Annotated in this window: 19 protein-coding genes and 2 pseudogenes; 8 read left to right on the top strand and 13 right to left on the bottom strand. The window is 71.1% G+C overall.

Annotated features, from left to right (window positions below):
- The 4 genes from ACWEFL_RS30030 to ACWEFL_RS30045 form a co-directional block, all read left to right on the top strand.
- Positions 1–105, top strand: a 105-nt coding sequence (locus ACWEFL_RS30030; protein ID WP_451718686.1) for an alpha/beta fold hydrolase, incomplete at its 5' end; no start/stop codon positions are given.
- A gap of 80 nt (positions 106–185) precedes the next feature.
- Positions 186–773 carry a TetR/AcrR family transcriptional regulator gene (locus tag ACWEFL_RS30035; RefSeq protein ID WP_451718477.1) on the top strand — a complete coding sequence of 196 codons (588 nt, stop codon included), beginning with the start codon at positions 186–188 and terminating at the stop codon, positions 771–773.
- Between the two features lie 96 nt (positions 774–869).
- On the top strand, positions 870–2090 hold the full coding sequence (locus tag ACWEFL_RS30040; protein ID WP_451718480.1) for a ferritin-like domain-containing protein: 1221 nt from the start codon (positions 870–872) through the stop codon (positions 2088–2090).
- Between the two features lie 316 nt (positions 2091–2406).
- Positions 2407–3087, top strand: coding sequence for a GntR family transcriptional regulator (locus tag ACWEFL_RS30045; protein ID WP_451718482.1), 681 nt, complete (start codon positions 2407–2409; stop codon positions 3085–3087).
- 133 nt (positions 3088–3220) lie between these two features.
- Here ACWEFL_RS30045 and ACWEFL_RS30050 read toward each other — a convergent pair whose 3' ends face one another.
- From ACWEFL_RS30050 to ACWEFL_RS30070, 5 genes and pseudogenes are all read right to left on the bottom strand, one after another.
- The gene (locus tag ACWEFL_RS30050; RefSeq protein WP_451718485.1) at positions 3221–4666 is read right to left on the bottom strand and encodes a peptidoglycan D,D-transpeptidase FtsI family protein; all 1446 of its coding nucleotides are present in this window, start codon (positions 4664–4666) and stop codon (positions 3221–3223) included.
- 161 nt (positions 4667–4827) lie between these two features.
- On the bottom strand, positions 4828–5445 hold the full coding sequence (locus ACWEFL_RS30055; protein ID WP_451718689.1) for a response regulator: 618 nt from the start codon (positions 5443–5445) through the stop codon (positions 4828–4830).
- A 35-nt stretch (positions 5446–5480) separates the two neighbouring features.
- A complete protein-coding gene (locus ACWEFL_RS30060; RefSeq protein ID WP_451718488.1) occupies positions 5481–6752 on the bottom strand; it encodes a sensor histidine kinase in 1272 nt (423 codons plus the stop codon).
- Positions 6749–7831, bottom strand: coding sequence for a hypothetical protein (locus ACWEFL_RS30065; protein ID WP_451718490.1), 1083 nt, complete (start codon positions 7829–7831; stop codon positions 6749–6751). Before ACWEFL_RS30065 ends, ACWEFL_RS30060 begins: the two co-directional genes overlap by 4 nt.
- A 267-nt stretch (positions 7832–8098) precedes the next feature.
- Positions 8099–8212: pseudogene (locus ACWEFL_RS30070) on the bottom strand (IclR family transcriptional regulator); the annotation flags it as partial.
- Positions 8213–8424: 212 nt separating this feature from the next.
- On the opposite strand from ACWEFL_RS30070, the gene ACWEFL_RS30075 reads away from it, so the two are divergent.
- The 3 genes from ACWEFL_RS30075 (at position 8425) to ACWEFL_RS30085 (ending at position 12160) form a co-directional block, all read left to right on the top strand.
- Positions 8425–9963, top strand: coding sequence for an aldehyde dehydrogenase (NADP(+)) (locus tag ACWEFL_RS30075; RefSeq protein WP_451718492.1), 1539 nt, complete (start codon positions 8425–8427; stop codon positions 9961–9963).
- Positions 9964–10285: 322 nt separating this feature from the next.
- On the top strand, positions 10286–11020 hold the full coding sequence (locus ACWEFL_RS30080) for a DsbA family oxidoreductase (protein WP_451718495.1): 735 nt from the start codon (positions 10286–10288) through the stop codon (positions 11018–11020).
- Positions 11021–11104: 84 nt separating this feature from the next.
- Positions 11105–12160: an aminotransferase class V-fold PLP-dependent enzyme gene (locus ACWEFL_RS30085; RefSeq protein WP_451718498.1), complete on the top strand. Its 1056-nt coding sequence runs from the start codon at positions 11105–11107 to the stop codon at positions 12158–12160.
- Between the two features lie 163 nt (positions 12161–12323).
- Here the strand turns inward: ACWEFL_RS30085 and ACWEFL_RS30090 are convergent, their stop codons facing one another.
- The gene (locus ACWEFL_RS30090; RefSeq protein ID WP_451718501.1) at positions 12324–12869 is read right to left on the bottom strand and encodes a MarR family winged helix-turn-helix transcriptional regulator; all 546 of its coding nucleotides are present in this window, start codon (positions 12867–12869) and stop codon (positions 12324–12326) included.
- Between the two features lie 181 nt (positions 12870–13050).
- Here ACWEFL_RS30090 and ACWEFL_RS30095 point away from each other — a divergent pair, with 181 nt between their 5' ends.
- Entirely contained in the window at positions 13051–14127 is a 1077-nt protein-coding gene (locus tag ACWEFL_RS30095; RefSeq protein WP_451718503.1) for an alkene reductase, read from the top strand.
- A 261-nt stretch (positions 14128–14388) separates the two neighbouring features.
- Here the strand turns inward: ACWEFL_RS30095 and thpD are convergent, their stop codons facing one another.
- The 7 genes and pseudogenes from thpD to tnpA all read right to left on the bottom strand — a co-directional run bounded on the left by thpD (position 14389) and on the right by tnpA (position 21090).
- The gene (gene thpD, locus ACWEFL_RS30100; RefSeq protein ID WP_451718506.1) at positions 14389–15288 is read right to left on the bottom strand and encodes an ectoine hydroxylase; all 900 of its coding nucleotides are present in this window, start codon (positions 15286–15288) and stop codon (positions 14389–14391) included.
- A 3-nt stretch (positions 15289–15291) separates the two neighbouring features.
- Positions 15292–15690: an ectoine synthase gene (locus ACWEFL_RS30105; RefSeq protein ID WP_451718509.1), complete on the bottom strand. Its 399-nt coding sequence runs from the start codon at positions 15688–15690 to the stop codon at positions 15292–15294.
- Positions 15691–15768: 78 nt separating this feature from the next.
- A complete protein-coding gene (gene ectB / locus ACWEFL_RS30110) occupies positions 15769–17037 on the bottom strand; it encodes a diaminobutyrate--2-oxoglutarate transaminase (RefSeq protein WP_451718512.1) in 1269 nt (422 codons plus the stop codon).
- 343 nt (positions 17038–17380) lie between these two features.
- Positions 17381–17887 (bottom strand): annotated as a pseudogene (gene ectA, locus ACWEFL_RS30115) (diaminobutyrate acetyltransferase); the annotation flags it as partial.
- A 331-nt stretch (positions 17888–18218) separates the two neighbouring features.
- Positions 18219–19319, bottom strand: coding sequence for a pyridoxal-phosphate-dependent aminotransferase family protein (locus ACWEFL_RS30120; protein ID WP_451718515.1), 1101 nt, complete (start codon positions 19317–19319; stop codon positions 18219–18221).
- A gap of 104 nt (positions 19320–19423) precedes the next feature.
- A complete protein-coding gene (locus ACWEFL_RS30125; protein WP_451718518.1) occupies positions 19424–20662 on the bottom strand; it encodes an RNA-guided endonuclease InsQ/TnpB family protein in 1239 nt (412 codons plus the stop codon).
- Positions 20659–21090, bottom strand: coding sequence for an IS200/IS605 family transposase (tnpA, locus tag ACWEFL_RS30130; protein WP_451718691.1), 432 nt, complete (start codon positions 21088–21090; stop codon positions 20659–20661). Before tnpA ends, ACWEFL_RS30125 begins: the two co-directional genes overlap by 4 nt.
- Positions 21091–21224 lie beyond the last annotated feature (134 nt).

A 21224-nucleotide genomic window follows, 5' to 3' on the forward strand; every position in this document is an offset into this window, starting at 1 on the left:
CTCCCCACCGCCACCTACGTCGAAATCGACGGCGCACCCCACGGACTCCTCACCACCCACACCACCGAAATCAACCAAACCCTCCTCGACTTCCTCCGCCAGTGACCCCTGTGCGGCGCAGGGGGTGGGCGGCCTCGCACGACCACTCATAGTTGACTGGTCTACTTCGAAGGGAGGTGGAAACCATGCGGGCCACCCACAGTGACACTCGCCGCAGGATTCTCGACGCCGCCCAGCGGATCATGGCGCACAAGGGGTTCTCCGCGGTGGGTATCAATGAAGTCCTCGCCGCGGCCGGCGTGCCCAAGGGGTCCTTCTACCACTACTTCACCTCAAAGGACGCCTTCGGCGAGGCGATGATGAGGTCCTACTTCGCCGACTACCTCGCCGACATGGACCGCATCCTCGCCGAGCCGGGCCGGACCTCGGCCGAGCGGCTGATGAACTACTGGCGGCACTGGCGCGATACACAGAGTCTCGACGACTTTCAGGGCGGGTGCCTCGCCGTCAAGCTCGGCGCCGAGGTCGCCGACCTGTCGGAGTCCATGCGGCTCGCGCTCAAGGACGGCACCGCCGCAATCATCGACCGCCTGGAACGGGCCGTCATCGCCGGCCTCGAGGACGACTCACTGACCGTCGACGACGACCCCCGTGCCACCGCGCAAGTCCTGTACGACCTGTGGCTCGGAGCCGCCGTCATGGCCAAGATCCACCGCGACACCGTCCCGCTCGACACCGCGACGGCGGTCACCCGCCGCCTTCTGCACCTGTAACAGCCCACCCATACGCCACGGTCCGCGCCGTCGCTTCCGGCGCGGACCGTCCCGGTCGCCTCGACAGAGGCGACCGGTCTACGAGAAGGGGAGACCGTGAAGGTCCTCATCGTCCTCACCTCGCACGACCAGCTCGGCGCCACCGGCAGGAAGACCGGCTTCTGGCTGGAGGAACTGGCCGCCCCCTACTACCGTTTCAAGGACGCCGGCGCCGACATCGTCCTCGCCTCCCCCAAGGGCGGGCGACCGCCGCTGGACCCCAAGAGCAACGAGCCCGGCTTCCAGACCGACGACACCCGCCGCTTCGAGTCCGACCCCGACGCCACGGCCGCCCTCGCCCGCACCGTCCGCCTCGACACCGTCTCCGCCGACGACTTCGACGCCGTCTTCTACCCCGGCGGCCACGGCCCCCTGTGGGACCTCGCCGAGGACCAGCACTCCATCCGCCTCATCGAGACCACGCTGCGTGCGGGCAAGCCCCTCGCCCTGGTCTGCCACGCTCCCGGCGTCCTGCGCCACGCCACCGGCTCCGACGGCGCACCCCTGGTCCAGGGCCGGAGGGTCACCGGGTTCACCAACGAGGAGGAAGCCGCCGTCGGCCTGACCGATGTGGTTCCCTTCCTCGTCGAGGACGAACTCACCAGGCTCGGCGGCGACTACTCCAAGGCGGGCGACTGGGAACCGTACGTCCTCACCGACGGCCTGCTCGTCACCGGCCAGAATCCCGCCTCCTCCGCCCCCGCCGCTGACGCCCTCCTCGCCCTCGCCGCCCGGACCGCCGCACCGTCCACACCCGCGCAGGAGCGCCTCCGCGGTGATGCCGGCAACTCCAACCGCCGCGGCGAGACCGAGCCGGTGGCCGGTTTCACCGCCTCCCCGCAGCTGGCCGAGGCCCTCCAGCAGGTCCTGGCCGACCTGGTCGAGCTGAGCCTCCAGGGCAAGCAGGCGCACTGGAACATCGTCGGCCCCAACTTCCGCGACCTCCACCTCCAACTGGACGAGATCGTCGACACCGCCCGCGAGTACAGCGACACCGTCGCCGAGCGGATGCGCGCCCTGGGCGCCGCCCCGGACGCCCGCACCGACACCGTGGCCGCCACCACCACCCTGCCCGTCTTCCCCGCCGGCGTGCAGGACTCCACCACCGTGGTCGACCTGGTCACCACCCGTTTGAACGCCACCGCGCACACCGCCCGTACGGTCCACGGCGGCGTCGACGCGGAGGATCCCACCACCGCCGACATCCTCAACGAGATCATCGGAGCCCTGGAGAAGCAGGCGTGGATGCTCCGGGAGGAGATCCGCAAACCCGCCTGAGCGGCAGCCGGGAGACCGCATCCGGCAGTGGTCCGGGTGCGGTCGGGTGTGTCGCGAATGGGCTGCGTGAGCCCTCTGGGGCGCGGTTTTCCGCGGTGATCGGGGGTGTGGCGTGTGCGTTCCGGTGTGTGCGATGGTCGTCCTGCCGGGGCCGCGCTCCCGGACCCGGCCTCTCCGCGCCGGGCAGGGCGCGGGCGGAATGAGGAAGAATCCCCAAGTCAGGCCCTCGTCGGCGCACTTGACGCGGTCCGAGGCGGATTCTAGCGTCATGCGTCATATCTGATATGCGACTGTCGGAGAGCGAGAGCGTGTACCGATGACCTTGGCACCGGCCCCCATCCCCTCCCGCACCCAGTACGTCCTCGACGCCGTCAGGCGCGCCATCCTCGCCGGACGCCTGCGGCCGGGGCAGGCGCTCGTCGAGACCGAGCTGGCCGGGCGGTTCGGGGTGTCCAAGACCCCGGTCCGGGAGGCGCTCAAGACGCTCGCGGGTACCGGGCTCGTGGTGATGAGCCAGTACCGGGGCGTCACCGTACGGACCGTGGACGCCGCCATGGCCCATCAGGTGTACGACGTACGGTTGCTGCTGGAGCCGGAGGCGCTGCGCCGTACCGTCGAGCGGGACGCCGGTCTGGACGCGGCGGACGAGGCGCTGGCGGCGGCCGACCGCGCCGCCGACGGGGCCGAACGCTCCCTCGCCGACCGGCGGTTCCACCGCGCGCTGTACGCGCCCTGCGGGAATCCGCTGCTCGTCCGGATGCTTGACGACGTGCGCGACCAGGCCGCGCTGGTGGCGGCCGTCGCCTGGGCGGCCGGGCCGTCCTGGGAACGGGAGGCCGCCGAGCACCGGGAGATCCTGCGGCTCGCGCGGAGCGGCGACGGCAAGACCGCCGCCCGTGCCCTCCACGAGCACATCCGCGGGTTCGTCCGCCGGGCCTTCCCCGACGCCCGCGTATCGCCGAAGGGCGCTGAATCCCCCGACGCGGACGGGGCATGACGACCGCGCCCGCCAACCCTCACACCGCCCCGAGCCGGATGGACCGAGCCGTTGGGCCGCCACCGCACGGCGGCACGCCCAGGGGCGCCGCCCGGGGTCTTGGCCCCGGCTCTTCGCCCGGGCTCTGAGGCCGCTACCGGAGCGCCGCCGCGATCATCTTCTGGGCCACCGGCGCGGCCAGGCCGTTGCCGCTGACCTCCGAGCGGGGGCCGCCCGCGTCCTCGATCAGCACCGCCACGGCGATCTGTTCGCCGGTCTCCGCGTCCTGGGCGTACGAGGTGAACCAGGCGTAGGGCGTCTCGCTGTTGTTCACACCGCGCTGGGCCGTGCCGGTCTTGCCGCCGACCTCGGCCCCTTCGACCCGCGCGTTCGAGCCCGTGCCGTCCTCCACGACGGTCACCATCGCGCTGCGCAACTGCTCGGCCGTCCTCTCGGAGACGATCCGCCGCGAGTCGCCGTCGTACGCGTCGAGGGTGGTCCCGTCGGAGTCCACGACCTTGGAGACCATGTGCGGGGACTCCATGACCCCGTCGTTGGCGATCGCCGCGGAGACCATGGCCATCTGGAGCGGAGTGGCCGTCACATCGAACTGCCCGATGCCCGTGAGAGCCGTCTGCGACCTGTCCAGACCGGTCGGATAGACGCTGGCGTACGCCCGTACCGGAACGTCCTGCTCCGAGTCGTTGAAGCCGAACTTCTCCGCCGTCGCCCGGACCTTGTCCTGCCCCAGATCGACCGCCAGTTTCGCGAAGACGTTGTTGCACGAGTAGCGCAGAGCCGTGCGCAGGGAGGCGTTCTCGCAGGGCGCGTCGCGGATGTCGTTCTCCAGCACCCGGGTGGTGCCGGGAAGGGTGTACGGCATGGGGCTCTCGGTCTCCTCGTCCACCGAGCCGTACAGCCCGTCCTCCAGCGCGGCGGCGGCGACGACCAGCTTGAACGTCGAACCGGGGGCCAGCGGCTGCCGCAGCGCCCGGTTGACCAGCGGCTTGTCCGGATCGTCCAGCAGCTTCTGCCAGGCGGCGGCGTCCGACGTGCCGGCGATCACCGAGGGATCGTACGAAGGGGTGCTGACCAGCCCCAGGATCTGTCCGGTCTTCGGGTCGAGGGCGACGGCCGCGCCCTTGGCGTCGCCGAGCGCCTCGTACCCGGCCCGCTGGACGTCGGGGTCGATGGTGGTCAGCACATCGCCCGGTGTCTGCTGCTTGCGCGTGACCGCGTCGACGGGGTTCTTCAGCCGGGTGTCCGTGCCGTCGAGGACCTGGCTGTAGATGCCCTCCAGCTGGGTCGAACCGTATGCCTGCGAGCTGTAGCCGGTGACCGCCGCGTAGAGCGGGCCGTCCGTGTAGGTGCGCTTGTACGCGAGATCGCCGCCGGTGGTCCGGGCCGAGCCGGTGACGGGTGATCCGGCCACGACGATGTCGCCCAGCGGCTGGGCATACTGGTCGATGACCTTGCGCCGGTTGTTCTCGTTGTCCGCGAGCGCCTTGGCGTCGTACGCCTGCACCCAGGTGGCCTGCACCAGCAGGGCGAGCACCAGAAGCAGGCTGAAGGCGGCGACGTGTCTGATTGTCTTGTTCATCCCAGGTGAAGACGAATGGGGTGGATCACGAGGTTCCCCGGCGGTGTCTTTCTGAGGAAATCCTCATACGGGCCCGACCGCCCGGCCGCCGCCCCGGATCGCCCGGAACCGTCCCGACCTCCGGCCCCTCCGGACCCCCCGGACCTCCCGGACCCCCCGGATCACCGGGGCGAGACGAACCCCGCCTCGTACGCGGCGATCACCGCCTGCGTGCGATCCCGCGCGCCCGTCTTCGCCAGCACCGCCGCCATATGCGTCTTCACCGTCGCGGGCCCCACGCCCAGCCGTCCGGCGATCTCCGCGTTCGTCAGACCCGTCGCCACCAGCCGCAGCACCTCGGCCTCCCGCTCGGTCAGCCGCGCCACCCAGGCCGGCGGCCGTCCGGCGACCGTCGAGCCGTGACCCGCGACCAGGGAACGCACGGCGGCCGGGAAGAGCACGCAGTCGCCGCGGGCGACCAGCCGGACCGCCTGCACCAGCTCCTCCGCGGCGGATCGCTTCAGCAGAAAACCCGACGCGCCCGCGCGGAGCGCGTCGTACACATACGAGTCGTTCTCGAACGTCGTCACCACCACGATCCTCGGCGGGGGCTCCACCGTGGCCAGAATCCGCTCCGTGGCACGGATGCCGTCGATCTCCGGCATTCGTACGTCCATCAGCACCACGTCCGGGCGCAGCTCCCGCACCGCCGACACCGCTTCCGCGCCCGTCGCCGCCTCGCCCACCACGTCCAGATCGGGCTCCGCGTCCAGGATGACCCGCAGTGCGGTACGGACCATCCGCTCGTCGTCGGCGAGGAGGACCCGCACCGCGCTCACCGGGGCCCTCCCGGCGGGCCGCCCCGGCGGCCGTTCAGCGGCAGCCGGGCACTCAGCAGCCAGTTCCCGTCCGCCGGCCCCGCCCGGGCCACGCCGCCGAGCAGCGTGGCGCGTTCGGTGATGCCGCGCACCCCCCGACCGCCTCCGGGACGGACCACGGGCGCCCGCTCGGGCAGCGGATTCTCCATCCGGATCTCCAACTCCTCACCGCGCAGGGCGATCCACAGGGACACCGGGGCCGCCCCGGCGTGCCGCAGGGCGTTGCTCAGCCCTTCCTGGACGATGCGGTACGCCTCGCGCGACACCGGTGGGGGGACGGCCGCCGTGTCGCCGTGCGAGGTGAGTGTCACGGGCACGCCACCGCGGGCGAGCAGACCGTCCAGCGCGCCGAGATCCGGCCCGTCGGCCGGTTCGGAGTCCTCGCGCAACAGGCCGAGTACGGAGTCGAGTTCGCCGACCGTGCGGCGGGCGGTCTCCTCGATCACGGTCAGTGCCTCCCGTACGAACTCCTGGTCGCCGTCGGGATGGTCGAGGACGCGACGGGCCGCGCCCGCCTGGAGCGTCACCGCGCTCAGCGCGTGCCCCACCGAGTCGTGCAACTCGCGGGCGAGCCGGTTGCGTTCGGCCAGTCCGGTCGCGCGCCTCTCGGCGGCGGCGAGCCGGTCCGCCGGGGTCGGGCCGAGAAGCGCCGGCGCCAGCCGGGCCACCAGCCACCCGGCGGCCGCGGCGACGGCGGCGAGGGCCAGCAGCATCGCCACCCCGACGAACGGCAGCACCGACAGCGCCCCCGGCGACAGCTCGGGGAGCTGGAGCCATCTCCTCACCCCCGGCGCGAACGGCGCCAGGAGCAGGCACACCGCCAACGGCGGCACCGCCAGCGAGATTCCGCCGACCAGCCCGCCCACCCCGGTGTGCGCGGTGAACCAGACGGCCGTCCGCACCCGTGCGGCCCGGGACCGCGCGGGCCCCTCGGCGAACCGGGAGGCGGGCACCCCGCACAGCGCCCTGGCCGCGGCCACCGACAGCGGTCTCGCCGACGGGGAGAGCGCGGTCAGCGCGGCCAGGGGCAGGGCGACGGCGTACGCCATGAACTGGTCCGTCAGGGAGCCGACGAACTCGTTCCGCGGACCTCGGAGGGTGCCGACGAGCGCCAGCGACGCGAGCCAGTACGGCATCAACAGCGCACCGCCCAGGATGAGATGGAGCCAGCGCATCCGGGCCCCGGCGCCGAACAGCGCCCGATGGCCCCGGAGCACGAGCGCCGTCACCGCCCGTGCCGCCGCAACAGCCCCGCGATGCCGGCGATGAGGAGGATGCCCGCGACCATCTCCACAGCGTAGGTGAGCGTGTACACGCCGGTCACGCCCTCCTTGGCGCGTGCTTCCGCCCCCAGTGAGGAGAGCGTCAGGAGGCCGCCCCAGGTCGCCATCGCGCCGGAGCCCACCCAGACGCCGGCGAGCGGGAGCCGCACCGGCAGCCGGTGCGCACGGCGCAGGAGGAGTGCCGCCGCGCCCGCGACGGCCACGGCCACCAGAACGGCCCGCACACCCTCCAGCAGGTGGAACTCCGCGGTACGGGAGGCGACCTCGCCGGAGGTCCACCCGAACGCCGAACCGCTCATCCAGAGCAGATGCGCGACGGCCGGGAACACGGCGAGCAGCGCCCCCGCGCCCAGGGCGAGCCGGGGGAGCCGGGCGGTCGTGCTCAGCACCCCGTCGCCGGTCCGGGCGCGCCACAGAGGTTCCCAGCGCTCACGGGCGTACAGCACGAACAGCGCGCCCAGCGCCAGGCCCTGGACGATGAAGCCGCAGTAGACGACGAGGAAGACCCAGTCGTGAAGGTAGGGCTCCTCGGGCGGGGCCGCTCTCTCCGCGCCGTCGAAGAGCGGGGCGATCAGCTGGAACGGGAAGCCCGCCATGATCGGGGCGAGCAGTCCGCTCGCGGTCCAGACAGGGAAGGTCAGGAACCAGGCTCTGACCCGCCTGCCCCAGGGCCGGGTGAGCAGGAGGGCGAGGACGACGACGGCCGCGTCCATCAGCGCGGTGACGGTGTTGAGGACGATGAAACCGGCCCGGTTCTCCAGCAGGACGCTGTCGTCCGGCACGCCGATCCGGCTGCCCGCGATCCACGCGGTCTTGAGGGCGAGATACGGGACACAGGAGGCGATCGTGACGGCGCGCAGCACGGAACGCACGCGCGTCGCCCGGCCGATGGGCGGAGAACCGACCGAGGGACCGGTCAAGGGACCGGCCGAGGGACCGGCCGAGGGACCGGCCGAGGGACCGGCCGACGAGTCGCCGGGTGTCCGGGCGGCCTTCGGATCGGCGGGGAGCGGGTTGTGTGTCATGACCGCCACACTCCCGGCCGGCGGCGGCCCTGCACCTCCTGCGCCGGGGTGATCCGCCTCCCCCGCACGGCGGAGGCGGGCCGCGCCGTGTCCGCCCGACGGCATCGGGGGCTCGGGGCCGGGTGGCGAGCGCCCGGCTCACGCCCGCGCAGCCGGGCGGTCCGCACCGAGCAGCTGATCGCGGTCCCGTGCCGGAGCGCGGTACGGGATCGCGACGCCGAAGCAGCGGCATGTATACAGGCTCGACTCGGGGTAGCCGACGACCTATCGGACCGCGGCGAGCGAGTGCGTGCCGGGGCGGTCGGCGAAGTGCTCCGGCAACTCCACCGTCCGTACAGCCGACTTGGCCCGCGCCCCACCACCGCAATCGGCCGTCGACATCGCTCCATGTCCCCTCCCGGCCGCGTCTGCCGCCGCGGGCCCTCTCGGCCGCTGCCGACCTGCTTGACCGTGCGGAACGCCCGGAAATAGTCTTCAGCTGCCATTCATCATCAGGAACTTTGTTCACACCACCGAACAGATCGAACGGGACCTGGGGGATGGCGATGTAAGGGGCGACAGGAGCAGAACGGAAGATCCGGAAGGAAGCCTCGGTGGCAGCAGCACCAGTCTGGAGTGTCGACCCCCGCAACGGGAACGCGCGTGAGCAGGTCGCGGTCGAGTCCTCGGCCGAGGAGATCGACCAGGCCGTCCGGGCCGCGCACGCGGCACGCGCCGCGCTCGCCGACCGGAGCGCACGGGCGCTGCTGCTGCGCACCGCCGCCGAGCTGCTGGACGCGGCGCGCGATCACGTCATCGAGGCCGCCGACGCCGAGACCGCACTCGGCCCCACCCGGCTCACCGCCGAACTCGCCCGCACCACCGGGCAGTTGCGCGCCTTCGCCGACGTCGTGGACGAGGGTGCCTTCCTCGACGTCCGGATCGACCACGCGGACGCCTCCCGCACCCCGCCCTGGCCGGATCTGCGCCGGTACAAGATCCCGCTCGGCGTCGTCGCCGTCTACGCCGCGAGCAACTTCCCGCTCGCGTTCTCCGTCCCCGGCGGCGACACCGCCAGCGCGCTCGCGGCGGGCTGCCCGGTCGTCGTCAAAGCGCACCCCGACCACCCCGCCACCTCCGAACTCTGCGCGTCCGTCCTGCGCAGGGCCGCCGCGAAGGCCGGACTGCCCGAGGACGTCGTCACCCTGGTCCACGGCTTCGACGCCGGACTCCGGCTGGTGCGCCACCCGCTGGTCGCGGCGGCCGGATTCACCGGTTCCGTACGCGGTGGGCGGGCCCTCTTCGACGCGGCCGCCGCCCGCCCCTCACCCATCCCCTTCCACGGCGAACTGGGCTCCCTCAACCCAGTCGTCGTCACCGAGGCCGCCGCCGCCGAGAAGGCCGAGCGGATCGGTACGGGGCTCTCGGGCTCGATGACCCAGGGCGAGGGCCAGTTCTGCACCAAGCCCGGCTTCGTCCTCGTCCCCGAGGGCGGAGCGGGCGACCGGCTCCTGACGGCCCTGACGGCCGCCGTCAGCGAGACCGAGCCCGGAGTGATGCTCGACCACCGGATGCGCGCCGCCTTCGTCGACGGTGTACGGGAGCGGGCCGCGCTGCCGTTCGTCGAGGCCCCCATCACCCCCGGAGCGGGCGGCGAGCACACCGTCAGCGCCGGATTCCTCTCCGTACCGGCACGGCTGCTGGCCGCCGAAGGCCCCCACGACCTGCTCCTCGAAGAGTGCTTCGGCCCGGTCACCGTCATCGCCCGCTATGCGGACGAGGCCGAGATCACCGCCGTACTGGACCGTCTCCCCGGCAATCTCACCGCCACCCTCCATCTCTCCGCCGCCGAGGCCGCGGGGGATGGCCGGGGCGCGGAACTGCTGGCCGGGCTCACCCCGCTCGCCGGACGCGTCCTCGTGGACGGCTGGCCCACCGGCGTCGCCGTCGCCCCCGCGCAGCACCACGGCGGCCCTTACCCGGCCACCACCTCCACCGCGACCTCGGTCGGTGCCACGGCGATCGAGCGCTGGCTCCGCCCGCTCACGTACCAGACCACTCCCGAGGCGCTCCTCCCGCCCGAACTGCGCGACGACAACCCCCTCGGCCTGCCGCGCCGGGTGGACGGAACCGCCGAGAACCCGGCGGGCTGAGCACTCGCCCGCTTCCCCGTGGGGCTTCTCGCGCGGACCGGCGCGGTCGGTGTGGGTGGCGGCGTCCGGCGGGCTCGGCCACGATCGCGCAACGCCGCCGGGCCGGGCCCCGCGGATCCCGGACGCGTCCGCCGCCGATCATGAAAACCTGCGGAGGATCGTGGTCCCGACGGGAGGAATGCCCCGTTCGCCGGTTGTGTTGACGACACGAGGGACGCATCCGTCCCCGCACGTCCGTGGTCCGTCCTCGTTGCCGTTCTGTGGATCCCGTGGAACCACGGGTCCCCTGAGAACGCCCTCAACACCTGGAGAGAGAGTCAGCATGCGCGTCGAGATATGGAGCGACATCGCCTGCCCGTGGTGCTACATCGGGAAGGCGCGCTTCGAGAAGGGGCTCGCGGAGTTCGCCCATCGCGACCAGGTCGAGGTGGTGCACCGTTCCTTCGAACTCGACCCGAACCGTGCCAAGGGCGACACGGGGTCCGTCGTCGACATGCTGGCGGCGAAGTACGGGCGTACCCGTGAGGAGGTCCGCGCGATGGAGGAGAACGTCGCCTCCAACGCGCGCGCCGAAGGGCTCGGCTACCGCACCGAGGGCCGTGACCACGGCAGCACCTTCGACATCCACCGGCTGCTGCATCTGGCCAGGGCGCACGGTCGCCAGGGCGAGCTGCTGAACCTCGCCTACCGGGCCAATTTCGCCGAGGAGCGGTCCGTGTACGACCCGGAGGTGCTGGTGGCGCTCGCCGTGGAGGCCGGACTGGACGAGGGCGAGGCCCGCGAGGTCCTCGCGGGCGACCGGTACGCCGACGACGTACGGGCCGACGAGCGCGAGGCCGCCGAACTGGGGGCGAACGGGGTGCCGTTCTTCGTCTTCGACCGTCGTTACGGAGTCTCGGGCGGACAGCCCGCGGAACTGTTCACCCAGGCGCTGGAGCAGGCGTGGAAGGGGCGGGAGATCACTCCCATCGCGGGTGTCGCCGCTGCCGCCGAGGGGGCCGACGCGGCCGTCTGTGACACGGACGGGTCGTGCGAGGTACCCGGGAGCGCCCGCTGAGCGGCTCCTGAGCGGCCGTCGCGGGCGGTGGGCTCCGGCCGGGTCCTGATTGACCGGGGCCCGGCCGGACCTCAGTGTGATCGTATGGAGACTCTGGGCGGTGCCGAGTTCACACCCGACAACACCTATCTGAACACCTCGTCCTCCGGTGTGCTGCCCGGCCGGGCAGTCGCCGCCATGACGGCCCTGCTGGGCGAACTCGCGGCCGGTCGTCCCGGCAGGGAGGGCGACTTCTCGGCGTTCGCCGCCGCCCGGCGGTCCTTCGCCCGGCTGAACGCCGTGGCCGAGGACCGTGTCGCCCTCGGCGGCTCCCTCTCCGCGCATGTCGGACTGATCGCGAACTCGCTGCCGGCCGGTGCGGAGGTCCTCTTCCCCCGGGGCGACTACACCTCGCTCATCACCCCGTTCTCCGTACGCGGCGACCTGCGGCTGCGGTACGCGCCGCTGGCGGATCTCCCGGACGCCGTGCGGCCGGACACGGCGCTGGTGGCGTTCTCGTCGGTGCAGTCCGCCGACGGCCGGATCGCCGACCTCCCGGCGGTACGGGCCGCCGCGGCGGCGCACGGCGCCCGTACGCTCGTCGACGCCACCCAGTCGGCGGGGTGGCTGCCGCTGGACGCGGGGGAGTGGGACTTCACCGTCACGAGCGCGTACAAGTTCCTGCTGTGCCCGCACGGGGTCTCCTTTCTCACGGTCACGGAGGAGGCCCAGGAGTCGGTGGCGCCGATCCTCGCGGGATCCTTCGCCTCCGAGGACTGGACCGTCTACGGACCGGTCGAGCGGCTCGCCCGCTCGGCGCGCCGCTTCGACGAGTCGCCGGCGTCCATGGCGTATCACGGGGCGGCGCGGTCGCTGGCACTGCTGGAGGAGATCGGCGTCGACGCCGTCCACGCGTACGACACCGCCCTCGCCCGGCGGTTCCGTGAGGGGCTGGCGGAGATCGGGCTTTCCGCCCTGCCGGGCGACTCCGCGATCGTCGCGGTTCCCGGTCTCGGCCACCGGGCCCCGGAGCTGCTCAGGGAGGGGATCGTCGTCTCGGATCGCGCGGGCAACCTGAGAGCGGCGTTTCACCTGTACAACTCACAGGACGATGTGGACCGCACGCTGGGCTCGCTGGCGCGGGCGGCGGCCGGGACGTGACCCTCCGGCGTGCGGGTGTCGAGAGGGAGAGCGCGCGGAGGCTGTGAGGTACGAGCGGTCGAGCACGGTCGACCGTCGACAGACGCTGGAGCGCCCCGTGGGGTCCCCCCCCGGACGGAGTCCGGGGGAGAACCGAGCCCTCAAATAATCAGTCCGTGCCGTGTCAGCCCGTACCGTGGCAGTCCGCCGTCTGTTCGCAGAGATTGGCCTCCACCTTGGACAGCAGCCGGGTCAGCTCGGCCCGCTCGGTCTCCTCCAGGCCCGCGAGGGTCTGCTCTTCGAGGGTTCCGAGGGACTCCTGGACCGCCCAGCGGAGGCCGCAGCTCTTCTCCGTGGCCTCCACGAGGACCGCGCGGCGGTCGGCGGGGTCGGGGCTGCGGCGGACATGGCCCGCCTGTTCGAGGCGCTGGAGCATTTTGGTCACCGTGGACGGGTCCAGGTCCGCGGCTTTGATCAGTTCGGACTGCCGTACCGGGCCCGCCTGCCACAGGTGGAGCATGACGAACTCCTGGCCGGGGTAGAGCCCGAGCGCCCTGAGCTTCTTGCCCGCGGCCATCCGGTGCAGCCGGGCGACGCGGGCGACCGAGTATCCGACGGGACCGCCGAGAGCGGAGGCCGACACGGCCTCCGCGCAGGCGGATTCGTTCCCTAGCGGCAGTCCGGCGAGCTGCTCGTCGCAGACAGGGTCGGTCGCGGCCTCGGACTTCATCGGGACTCCTCGGGAGCGCTGGCTCTGGACTGGCGGAAAGTGTTCCCCGGTTCCTGGCCAGTGTCTCGCAGAAATTTTACCTTGGTCGGCCAATAATCGTGCATTGGCCGACCAAGTAAATGCGCTACAGTGACTCCCGGCAGAGATGCTTGGCCGACCACATATCTTCTTGGGAGCCTCCATGACCACCGCATTCGACCCGATCGACCTGTCGGGCCGGCAGCTCGCGAACCGTATCGCCATGGCGCCGATGACCCGCAGCCGCGCCTACGGTCCCGGCCTCTCGCCGACCGAGCTGGTCGCCGAGTACTACGCGCAGCGCGCCTCGGCCGGTCTGATCATCACCGAGGGAATCCAGCCATCCGTCGTCGGCCAGGGCTACCCCGACACCCCCGGTCTGCACAGCGCGGAGCAGGTCGCCGCATGGCGTAAGGTCACCGACGCCGTCCACGCCCGCGGCGGCACGATCTTCTCCCAGATCATGCACGCCGGCCGGATCGGGCACCCGGATCTGCTGCCGGGCGATCTCCACCCCGTGGCCCCCTCCGCCGTCGCCGCCGAGGGACAGGTCTTCACCAAGGAGGGGCCGAAGGACTTCCTCGCCCCGCGCGAGCTGACGGCGGACGAGATCGGGACCACGGTCGACGACTTCGTCTCCGCCGCCCGCAACGCCGTCGACGCGGGCTTCGACGGCGTCGAGCTGCACGGCGCCAACGGCTACCTCATCCACCAGTTCCTCGCCCCGAACACCAACCTGCGCACCGATGAGTGGGGCGGCACGATCGAGGGCCGGATCCGCTTCGCCCTGGAGGTCGTCCAGGCGGTCGTCAAGGAGATCGGCCCGTCCCGGACCGGGCTGCGCATCTCTCCCAGCGTCCCGGTCAACAGCATCGAGGAGCCCGAGCCGCAGCCCCTCTACACCGCGCTCGTACGGGAAATCGACCCGATCGGACTCGCCTATCTGCACATTCTGGAGGGTGCGCCCGAGCTGCGTGATCTGACCCTCGCACTGCGCAAGGAGTACTCCGGCACGATCGTCCTCAACGCCGCGACCGACGGACCGACCGACCATGGCGCGCTCGAACTGATCGAGAACGGCACGGCCGATGTGCTCGCCTACGGCGCGCTCTTCCTCGCCAACCCGGACCTGCCGGTCCGGCTGAAGGCGGCGGGCCCGTACAACACCCCCGACCCCACCACGTTCTTCGGCGGCGACCACAAGGGATTCACGGACTACCCGACCCTGAGCACGGTCTGAGCCCGGTACCCGCTCCTCCTCGGCGGGGAATCGAGGCGGCACCGGGACGGGGGCACACGGGGACAGCGAGATGGGGGGCAGCGAGACGGGGGGCAGGGGGATCACGGGAGGCAGGGAGAACACACGGCACAGGAGGGGGAACACACGGGGACGGGAACGGGAGGGGCAGCGGGGCCGGGGGCCCGCACTCTCCCGTCCCCGTCCCCGTGGTGCCGGGTGCCAGCCCCCTCCCGTTCCCGTGCTCCTGCCGTACGGACGGGCCTACCGCACGGGTGTGAAGTCCCGTGCCCCGATGAACTCCGGCCTCGGCGCCGGCGCCGCGAACGGCGTCACCGCCGCGTTCTCCACGCTGTTGAACACGATGAAGACATTGCTGCGCGGATACGGGGTGATGTTGTCCCCCGAGCCGTGCATGCAGTTGCAGTCGAACCAGGTCGCCGATCCCGCCCGGCCGGTGAACAGCCGTATGCCGTGCTGATCGGCGAGCCGGGTCAGCGCCGCGTCGGACGGGGTCCCGGCGTCCTGCATCCGCAGCGACTTCTTGTAGTTGTCCTGCGGAGTCGCGCCGGCGCATCCCAGGAACGTCCGGTGCGACCCCGGCATGATCATCAGGCCGCCGTTGGTGTCACGGTTCTCCGTCAGCGCGATGGAGACCGACACGGCGCGCATGTTCGGCAGCCCGTCCTCCGCGTGCCAGGTCTCGAAGTCCGAGTGCCAGTAGAACCCCGACGCCCCGAAGCCCGGCTTCACATTGATACGGGACTGGTGGACGTACACATCCGAGCCGAGGATCTGCCGCGCCCGGCCCACCACGCGCTCGTCGCGCACCAGCGCGGCGAAGACCTCGCTGATCCGGTGCACCTCGAAGATCGAGCGTACGTCCTGCGACTTCGGCTCGATGATCGAGCGCTCGTCGGCGCGTACGGCGGGATCGGCGATCAGCCGGTCCATCTCCGCGCGGTAGAGAGCCACTTCGCCGTCGGATATCTGGTCCGGGACGCCGAGGAAACCGTCACGCTCGAAGGCGTCGAGGTCGGACGGGACCATCGGACCCGGCGTGCCCGGCGCCGACCAGACGACCGGGTCCTGACGTGGGGTCACCACCTCGGCCGTGCCACGGGTCGGGTAGAGATCGCTGCGTACGGCGGCGGCGGTCGCCATGGTTCAGCCCTCCTCGGTGATCAGGGGATAGACGCCGTTCTCGTCGTGGTCCTCCCGCCCGGTGACGGGCGGGTTGAAGACGCAGATACAGCGGAAGTCGGTCTTCGGGCGCAGGGTGTGGCGCTCGTGCCCGTCGAGCAGATACATCGTTCCGGGCGTGATCCAGTGGGTCCGGCCCGTCTCGTCGTCGGTGAGTTCGGCCTCACCCTCCACACAGAGCACGGCCTCGATGTGGTTCGCGTACCACATCGACGTCTCCGTGCCCGCGTACAGCACGGTCTCGTGGAGGGAGAAGCCCACCTTCTCCTTCGCGAGCACGATCCGCTTGCTCTCCCAGGTGCCGGACGCGGATCTCACATGGCGCTCGGTGTTCTCGATGTCCTTGAACGATCGGACGATCACGGTGCGTTGCCGCCTTTCTCCTGCGGTACGGGGCTGTGTGTGGGGCCACGGGTCGGGTGCGGTGGGCGTACGGGGAGGTCAGGCCGTCTCGCGTACGGAGCGGGCGAGGATGCGCAGGCCCTCGTCCAGTTCCTCGGGGGTCACGGTGAGCGCGGGCAGCAGTTTCACGACCTCGCCCAGCGGGCCGGAGGTCTCCAGGAGCAGCCCCAGTTCGAACGCGCGGGCGCAGATCGCCGACGCACGCGAACTGTCCGGGAACTCGAGACCCCACACCAGGCCCCGGCCCCGGAAGGACACACCGGGCTCGGTGCTCTCGTTCGCGATGGCGAGCAGGGCCTGTTCGACCTGCTCGCCGCGGGCCAGGGTCTGCTTCTCCATCTGCCCGTCGGCCCAGTAGGCGTCCAGTGCGGCGGCGGCGGTGACGAACGCCGGGTTGTTGCCGCGGAAGGTGCCGTTGTGCTCGCCCGGCTCCCAGACGTCCAGCTCCGGCTTGAACAGGCAGAGCGACATGGGCAGCCCGTAGCCGCTGATGGACTTCGAGAGAGTCACGATGTCCGGGGTGATGCCGGCGTCCTCGAACGAGAAGAAGCCCCCGGTGCGGCCGCAGCCCATCTGGATGTCGTCCACGATCAGCAGCATGTCCTGCCGCTCGCACAGGGCCTGGAGCGCGCGCAGCCACTCGGGCCGGGCGACATTGATCCCGCCCTCGCCCTGCACGGTCTCGACGATCACCGCGGCCGGCTTGTTGAGCCCGGATCCCTGGTCCTCCAGCAGGCGTTCGAACCAGAGGAAATCCGGGACCCGGCCGTCGAAGTAGTTGTCGAACGGCATCGGCGTGCCGTGGACCAGGGGGATTCCGGCCCCGGCACGTTTGAAGGCGTTGCCGGTGACGGCGAGCGATCCGAGCGACATGCCGTGGAAGGCGTTGGTGAAGGAGACGACCGACTCGCGGCCCTTCACCTTACGGGCCAGCTTCAGCGCCGACTCGACCGCGTTGGTACCGGTCGGTCCGGGGAACATCACCTTGTACGGCAGATCGCGCGGTCGCAGGACGATGTTCTGGAACGACTCCAGGAAGGCCCGTTTCGCCGTGGTGGCCATGTCCAGGCCATGGGTGATGCCGTCGCGTTCGATGTAGTCGATGAGTGCGCGTTTCAGCACCGGGTTGTTGTGGCCGTAGTTGAGCGATCCGGCACCGGCGAAGAAGTCGAGGTAGGTGTGGCCGTCCTCGTCGTGGAGGCGGCTGCCCTGCGCGCGGTCGAAGACGGCGGGCCAGCCGCGGCAGTAGCTGCGCACCTCCGACTCCAGGGTCTCGAAGACGCTCAGGGCGGGCGGGGTGATGGTCACAGCGGTCTCCCGATGGGGTCGGTCAGGCGGAGATGGGGCTGATGCGGTAGAGGACTTCCGGCTGATGCGCGTCCTCGCCGGGAACCGGGTGGCCCGCGGAACCGGTGCGGTCCGCGTGGTCCGTGGAGCCTGGGCCCGTGCGGCCCGAGTTCGCGCGGTCCGCGTTCGTGCGGCCCGAGTTCGCGCGGTCCGAGTTCGCGCGGTCCGCGTTCGTGCGGCCCGAGTTCGTGCGGCCCGAGTTCGCGTGGTCCGCGTGGTCTGTGAGGTCCGCGGCGCTGTCGACCGGCGCGGGATTCCCGGCGCGCTCGGGATCCCCGGCGTTCGCCGATTCCCGCGGCGTCCGCGGGAACAGCGCGCCCTCGAAGAGGACTTCGCGTTCGAGCCGGGCGCCGTGGCGTTCCGCGTACGCGGTGAACAGCCGATCGGACGCGGTGTTGTCGGGCGTGACGGTCGTCTCCAGCTCCCGGATTCCGAGGTCGCCGGCGACCCGGGAGGTCAGCGCGTCCAGCAGGGTGCCGGCGAGCCCGCGCCCCCGGTGCTCCCGGTCGACGGCGATCTGCCAGACGACCAGGGTCTGGGGGCGGTCGGGCCGGGCGTACCCGGTGACGAAGGCGATCGGTTCGCCGTCGAGGTCGCGCGCCACCAGGGAGGTGGCCGAGAAGTCGCGGCACCACAGCAGATAGCTGTACGAGGAGTTGAGGTCCAGGACCTCGGAGTCGCGGGCGATGCGCCACATCGCGGCTCCGTCCTCCACACGGGGCGTTCCGATATCTGTGAATTCGCTGTCAGACGGGGTGTGGGGCGTGGCATGAGGTGCGGCTCGTACAAGTTGGTCTTGCGCGGCGGTCATGCCCAGGAAATTTACCTAGGGAAATTGAGAAATGCATGGCGGAGAAGGGTTGGGTGAAGGCGGTCCATGTGTTATCGCGCGGGCGCGACCGCCGATATGAAGAGTGGGAGATTTATGACCGTTTGTACGGTAGATAAGTGATGAAACGGTCGCAGTGTGGAGTCGGTCACACCGTGAGACCGGTGGATCGATCTTGTCGGAACCTTGGCGTTTAGGGTTGGAGAACCGGGGCAGAAGAAAACGGGAAGCTGTCTTCGAAAAGACGGCTTCCCGTGTTTCTTAATGCTTTGGGTTCTTGCTCGGATTCAATTCCTGGATATATGGCTTTCTCTTATCGCCAGGCTTCGGTGACCGCTCGCCCCGCGGCCTCCAGATCGACCACGGCACCCGTCTCGGCGAGGGCCGCGCCCAGCGCCGCGAGCGAGGAGCGCACCGCGCCGCGCGTGGCGTCCACGCCGTAGTGGTTGACGCGGATCATCTCCTTGGCGAGCGGGCCTCCGCCCGCGATCAGCGGCAGGGAGGGATCGGCGGACAGCGCCTTCGCGACCAGTTCGGAGGCGTTGCCCCCGGCCGGGGCGCGGAGCGTCGTCGCCACCGGAGCGGCGTCCCGTGCCTCGTACACATACGGTTCGAGGCCGCCACCGAGCGCGGTGGCCCCGGCGCGGGTCGCCGCGGCGGCCGAGGCGTGACGCGCCATCACCGCGTCGAGCCCCTCCGCTTCAACGCGCTCCACGCACGCCTCCAACGCCAGCATCTCCAGCTGCGCGGGCGCGTGCAGCAGCGCCTTGCGGCCACCGTCGATCCAGCGCTCCTTCCAGTCCAGGAGGGAGAGGTACGAGCGCCGGGGCGCGGCCGGATTCGACGCGAACCGCCGCCAGGCGCGTTCGCTCACCGACACAGCCGACACCCCGGCCGGGCCGCCCATCGCCTTCTGCGCGCCGATCACACACAGGTCCACGCCCCAGACGTCCGGCAGCAGCGGCTCGGCGGCGACGGAGGCCACCGCGTCCAGCATGAAGAGCGCGCCGTGGGCGCGCACCGCCTCGCCGATCTCCGCGACCGGGTTCGTGTTGCCGGTGGCCGCCTCCGCGTGCACCAGTGAGACGAAGTCGATCTCCGGGCGGGCGGCCAGGGCCTGTTCCACCTGCTCTGCGGTCACCGCCGTGTGGAAGGGAACCTCCAGATCGACGACCTCGGCGCCGCAGTCCCGGAGCCAGTTCCCGAACGTCTGCCCGTACGGGCCCGTCACCACGTTCAGCGCGGTCGAACCGGGCCGTGCGCCGGCGCGGATGCAGCCCTCCAGGGGGAGCAGCGCCTCGCCCTGGGTGATCACCACATCCTGTTCGGTGCCGAGCAGCGCGGCCACCCGCCGTTCGATGCCCGCGAAATGGGCGGCGGTCAGCGGGGGGAGGTCCAGAAACGGATGCGTCACGGTGGTGCCTTCTTCGACATGGGTCCTCCCGGCGGGGGCCGGGAGCTCTCGGTCGAGGGTACCCAGGGCCCCCTCGTACAGTGCAGATGTGACTCCACCTACCGCTAAAGGCGGCGGGTTTCCTGTGTCGGTGGCTGGGCACCGTGGCAGAGGGTCAGCCCGGCCCTGTTGAGCACGTTGAGCGCGCCTACGTGGTCGGCGTTCGCGAGGAAGCCGCATGCGGTGCACTCGAACTTTGCCTGGGTGACGCGGTTCTCCTTGGCGACGTGCCCGCATTCGGGGCAGGTGCGGGAGGTGTTGCGGGCGTCTACCGGGATCACGCGGCGAGCGGCACTCTCAGCCTTCTGCGCCAGGATTCCGAGGAACAGTCCCCAGCCCGCGTCGAGGATGCTGCGGTTGAGCCCGGCTTTGGAGGCGGCCCCGTTCGGCAGGAAGCCGCCGGGGGTCTCGGGGTCGGGCCTGGGTGCCGGTCTCTTGGTCATCCCGGCGGTGTTCAGTTTCTCGTGCGCGATCACGTCGTTCCCGGCGACGAGCGCGTTTGCGGCTTTGTGGTGGTGGTCCAGGCGCTGGCGCCGGATCTTGGCGTGCAGCCTGGCGGCCTTCCGCGCTGCGGCCCGGTGCTTCTTCGTGCGGCGTCGGGTGCGCTGGGGGAACGTCGAAAGATGCTGCTGGGCTGCGGCCAGGGCTTCGGCGGAGGATTCGAGGAAGCGCGGATTGGCGACGTGCTCACCGTTGGACGTGGTGAGGAAGTGCGTCACGCCCATGTCGATGCCGACGATGCCGCCGGTGGCGGGGAGCGGTTCGGCGGGCACCTCGTCGCAGGCGAGGACGACGTACCAGTGCCCGCCCTCGCGCTTGACCGAGATGGTCTTGGCCCGGCCGCGCACCGGGCGGTGCTGGTGCACGCGGACGTGCCCGACGCCTTGCAGGCGTAGGCGGGTTTGGGTGTCGTGCGGGGTGGAGTCCCAGCGGCATCCGTCGCCGTTCCTGGGGAAGGTCACGGTGTCGAAGTGGCCGACGCCCTTGAACCTGGGGTAGCCCGGCGTCCGACCGGCCTTCAGGCGCCGGAAGAACGCGGCGAACGCCTTGTCCAGGCGGCGCAGCGTCGCCTGCTGCGAGGAGAAGGACCAGCGGCCCTGACGCTCGGGGTCGACGGTGCGGATCTCCTTGAGCTGGGCGGACTGCTGCCCGTAGGTGACCGAGGTCTTCGAACTGTGCCGCCAGGCGTCCCGGCGTTCCTGGAGCGCGCCGTTGTAGAGCGAGCAGTGATCCCGGAGCATCTCGCTCAGGGCCCGCTTCTGGCGCGCGGTCGGGCGAAGACGGAATTTGTAGGCGCGGATCACTTCCACGCCTCCTTCTCGCCCTTCTTCCAGGGGCGCTCCCACTGGGTGTCGATGTACTCCTCCACCGTCGCCGCCGATACCGCGCCGACCGAGGCGGCGAAGTACGACGACGACCACAGTGTGGGCATCTGTGACTTCAAGTGCGGGAACTCGGCCCGCAGCACGCGGGAGGTGAGACCCTTGAACTGGTTCGCCACATAGGAGGCGGACGACTTCGGATCGTGCTTGACGGAGAGGTGCACGTGGTCCGGCATCACCTCAAGGGCGATGATCTCCCACCCGTGTTCATCCGCTTTGGCCCGGATCAGCTCGTCCAGACGTTCCGCGACCCGGCCGTCGAGGACCGGGCGGCGGTACTTCGGGCACCACACCACGTGGAGCCCGAGGTCGTACACGCCGCCGGAGAACCGGCGAACCTTCCTGGTCACAGTCACGTGATTACTATACACACTTGCTAAGTCTAGTGCGACCGAGAGGCAGTACGGGTGAACAGTGCAGATCCATGGGCCCCGCTGAGGTCAGAGCAGGGCCGAGAAGCCATTCCCCACCCCGCTCAAGCGGG

This window comes from Streptomyces sp. NPDC004838, from assembly GCF_053600955.1.

What these genes read in the sequence shown, in the direction of transcription:
- ACWEFL_RS30035 (WP_451718477.1), top strand. Translation starts at nt 186, where the DNA reads ATGCGGGCCACCCACAGTGACACTCGCCGCAGGATTCTCGACGCCGCC.
- ACWEFL_RS30045 (WP_451718482.1), top strand. Translation starts at nt 2,407, where the DNA reads ATGACCTTGGCACCGGCCCCCATCCCCTCCCGCACCCAGTACGTCCTC.
- ACWEFL_RS30050 (WP_451718485.1), bottom strand. Translation starts at nt 4,666, where the DNA reads ATGAACAAGACAATCAGACACGTCGCCGCCTTCAGCCTGCTTCTGGTG.
- ACWEFL_RS30055 (WP_451718689.1), bottom strand. Translation starts at nt 5,445, where the DNA reads ATGGTCCGTACCGCACTGCGGGTCATCCTGGACGCGGAGCCCGATCTG.
- ACWEFL_RS30065 (WP_451718490.1), bottom strand. Translation starts at nt 7,831, where the DNA reads ATGACACACAACCCGCTCCCCGCCGATCCGAAGGCCGCCCGGACACCC.
- ACWEFL_RS30080 (WP_451718495.1), top strand. Translation starts at nt 10,286, where the DNA reads ATGCGCGTCGAGATATGGAGCGACATCGCCTGCCCGTGGTGCTACATC.
- ACWEFL_RS30085 (WP_451718498.1), top strand. Translation starts at nt 11,105, where the DNA reads ATGGAGACTCTGGGCGGTGCCGAGTTCACACCCGACAACACCTATCTG.
- ACWEFL_RS30090 (WP_451718501.1), bottom strand. Translation starts at nt 12,869, where the DNA reads ATGAAGTCCGAGGCCGCGACCGACCCTGTCTGCGACGAGCAGCTCGCC.
- ACWEFL_RS30095 (WP_451718503.1), top strand. Translation starts at nt 13,051, where the DNA reads ATGACCACCGCATTCGACCCGATCGACCTGTCGGGCCGGCAGCTCGCG.
- thpD (WP_451718506.1), bottom strand. Translation starts at nt 15,288, where the DNA reads ATGGCGACCGCCGCCGCCGTACGCAGCGATCTCTACCCGACCCGTGGC.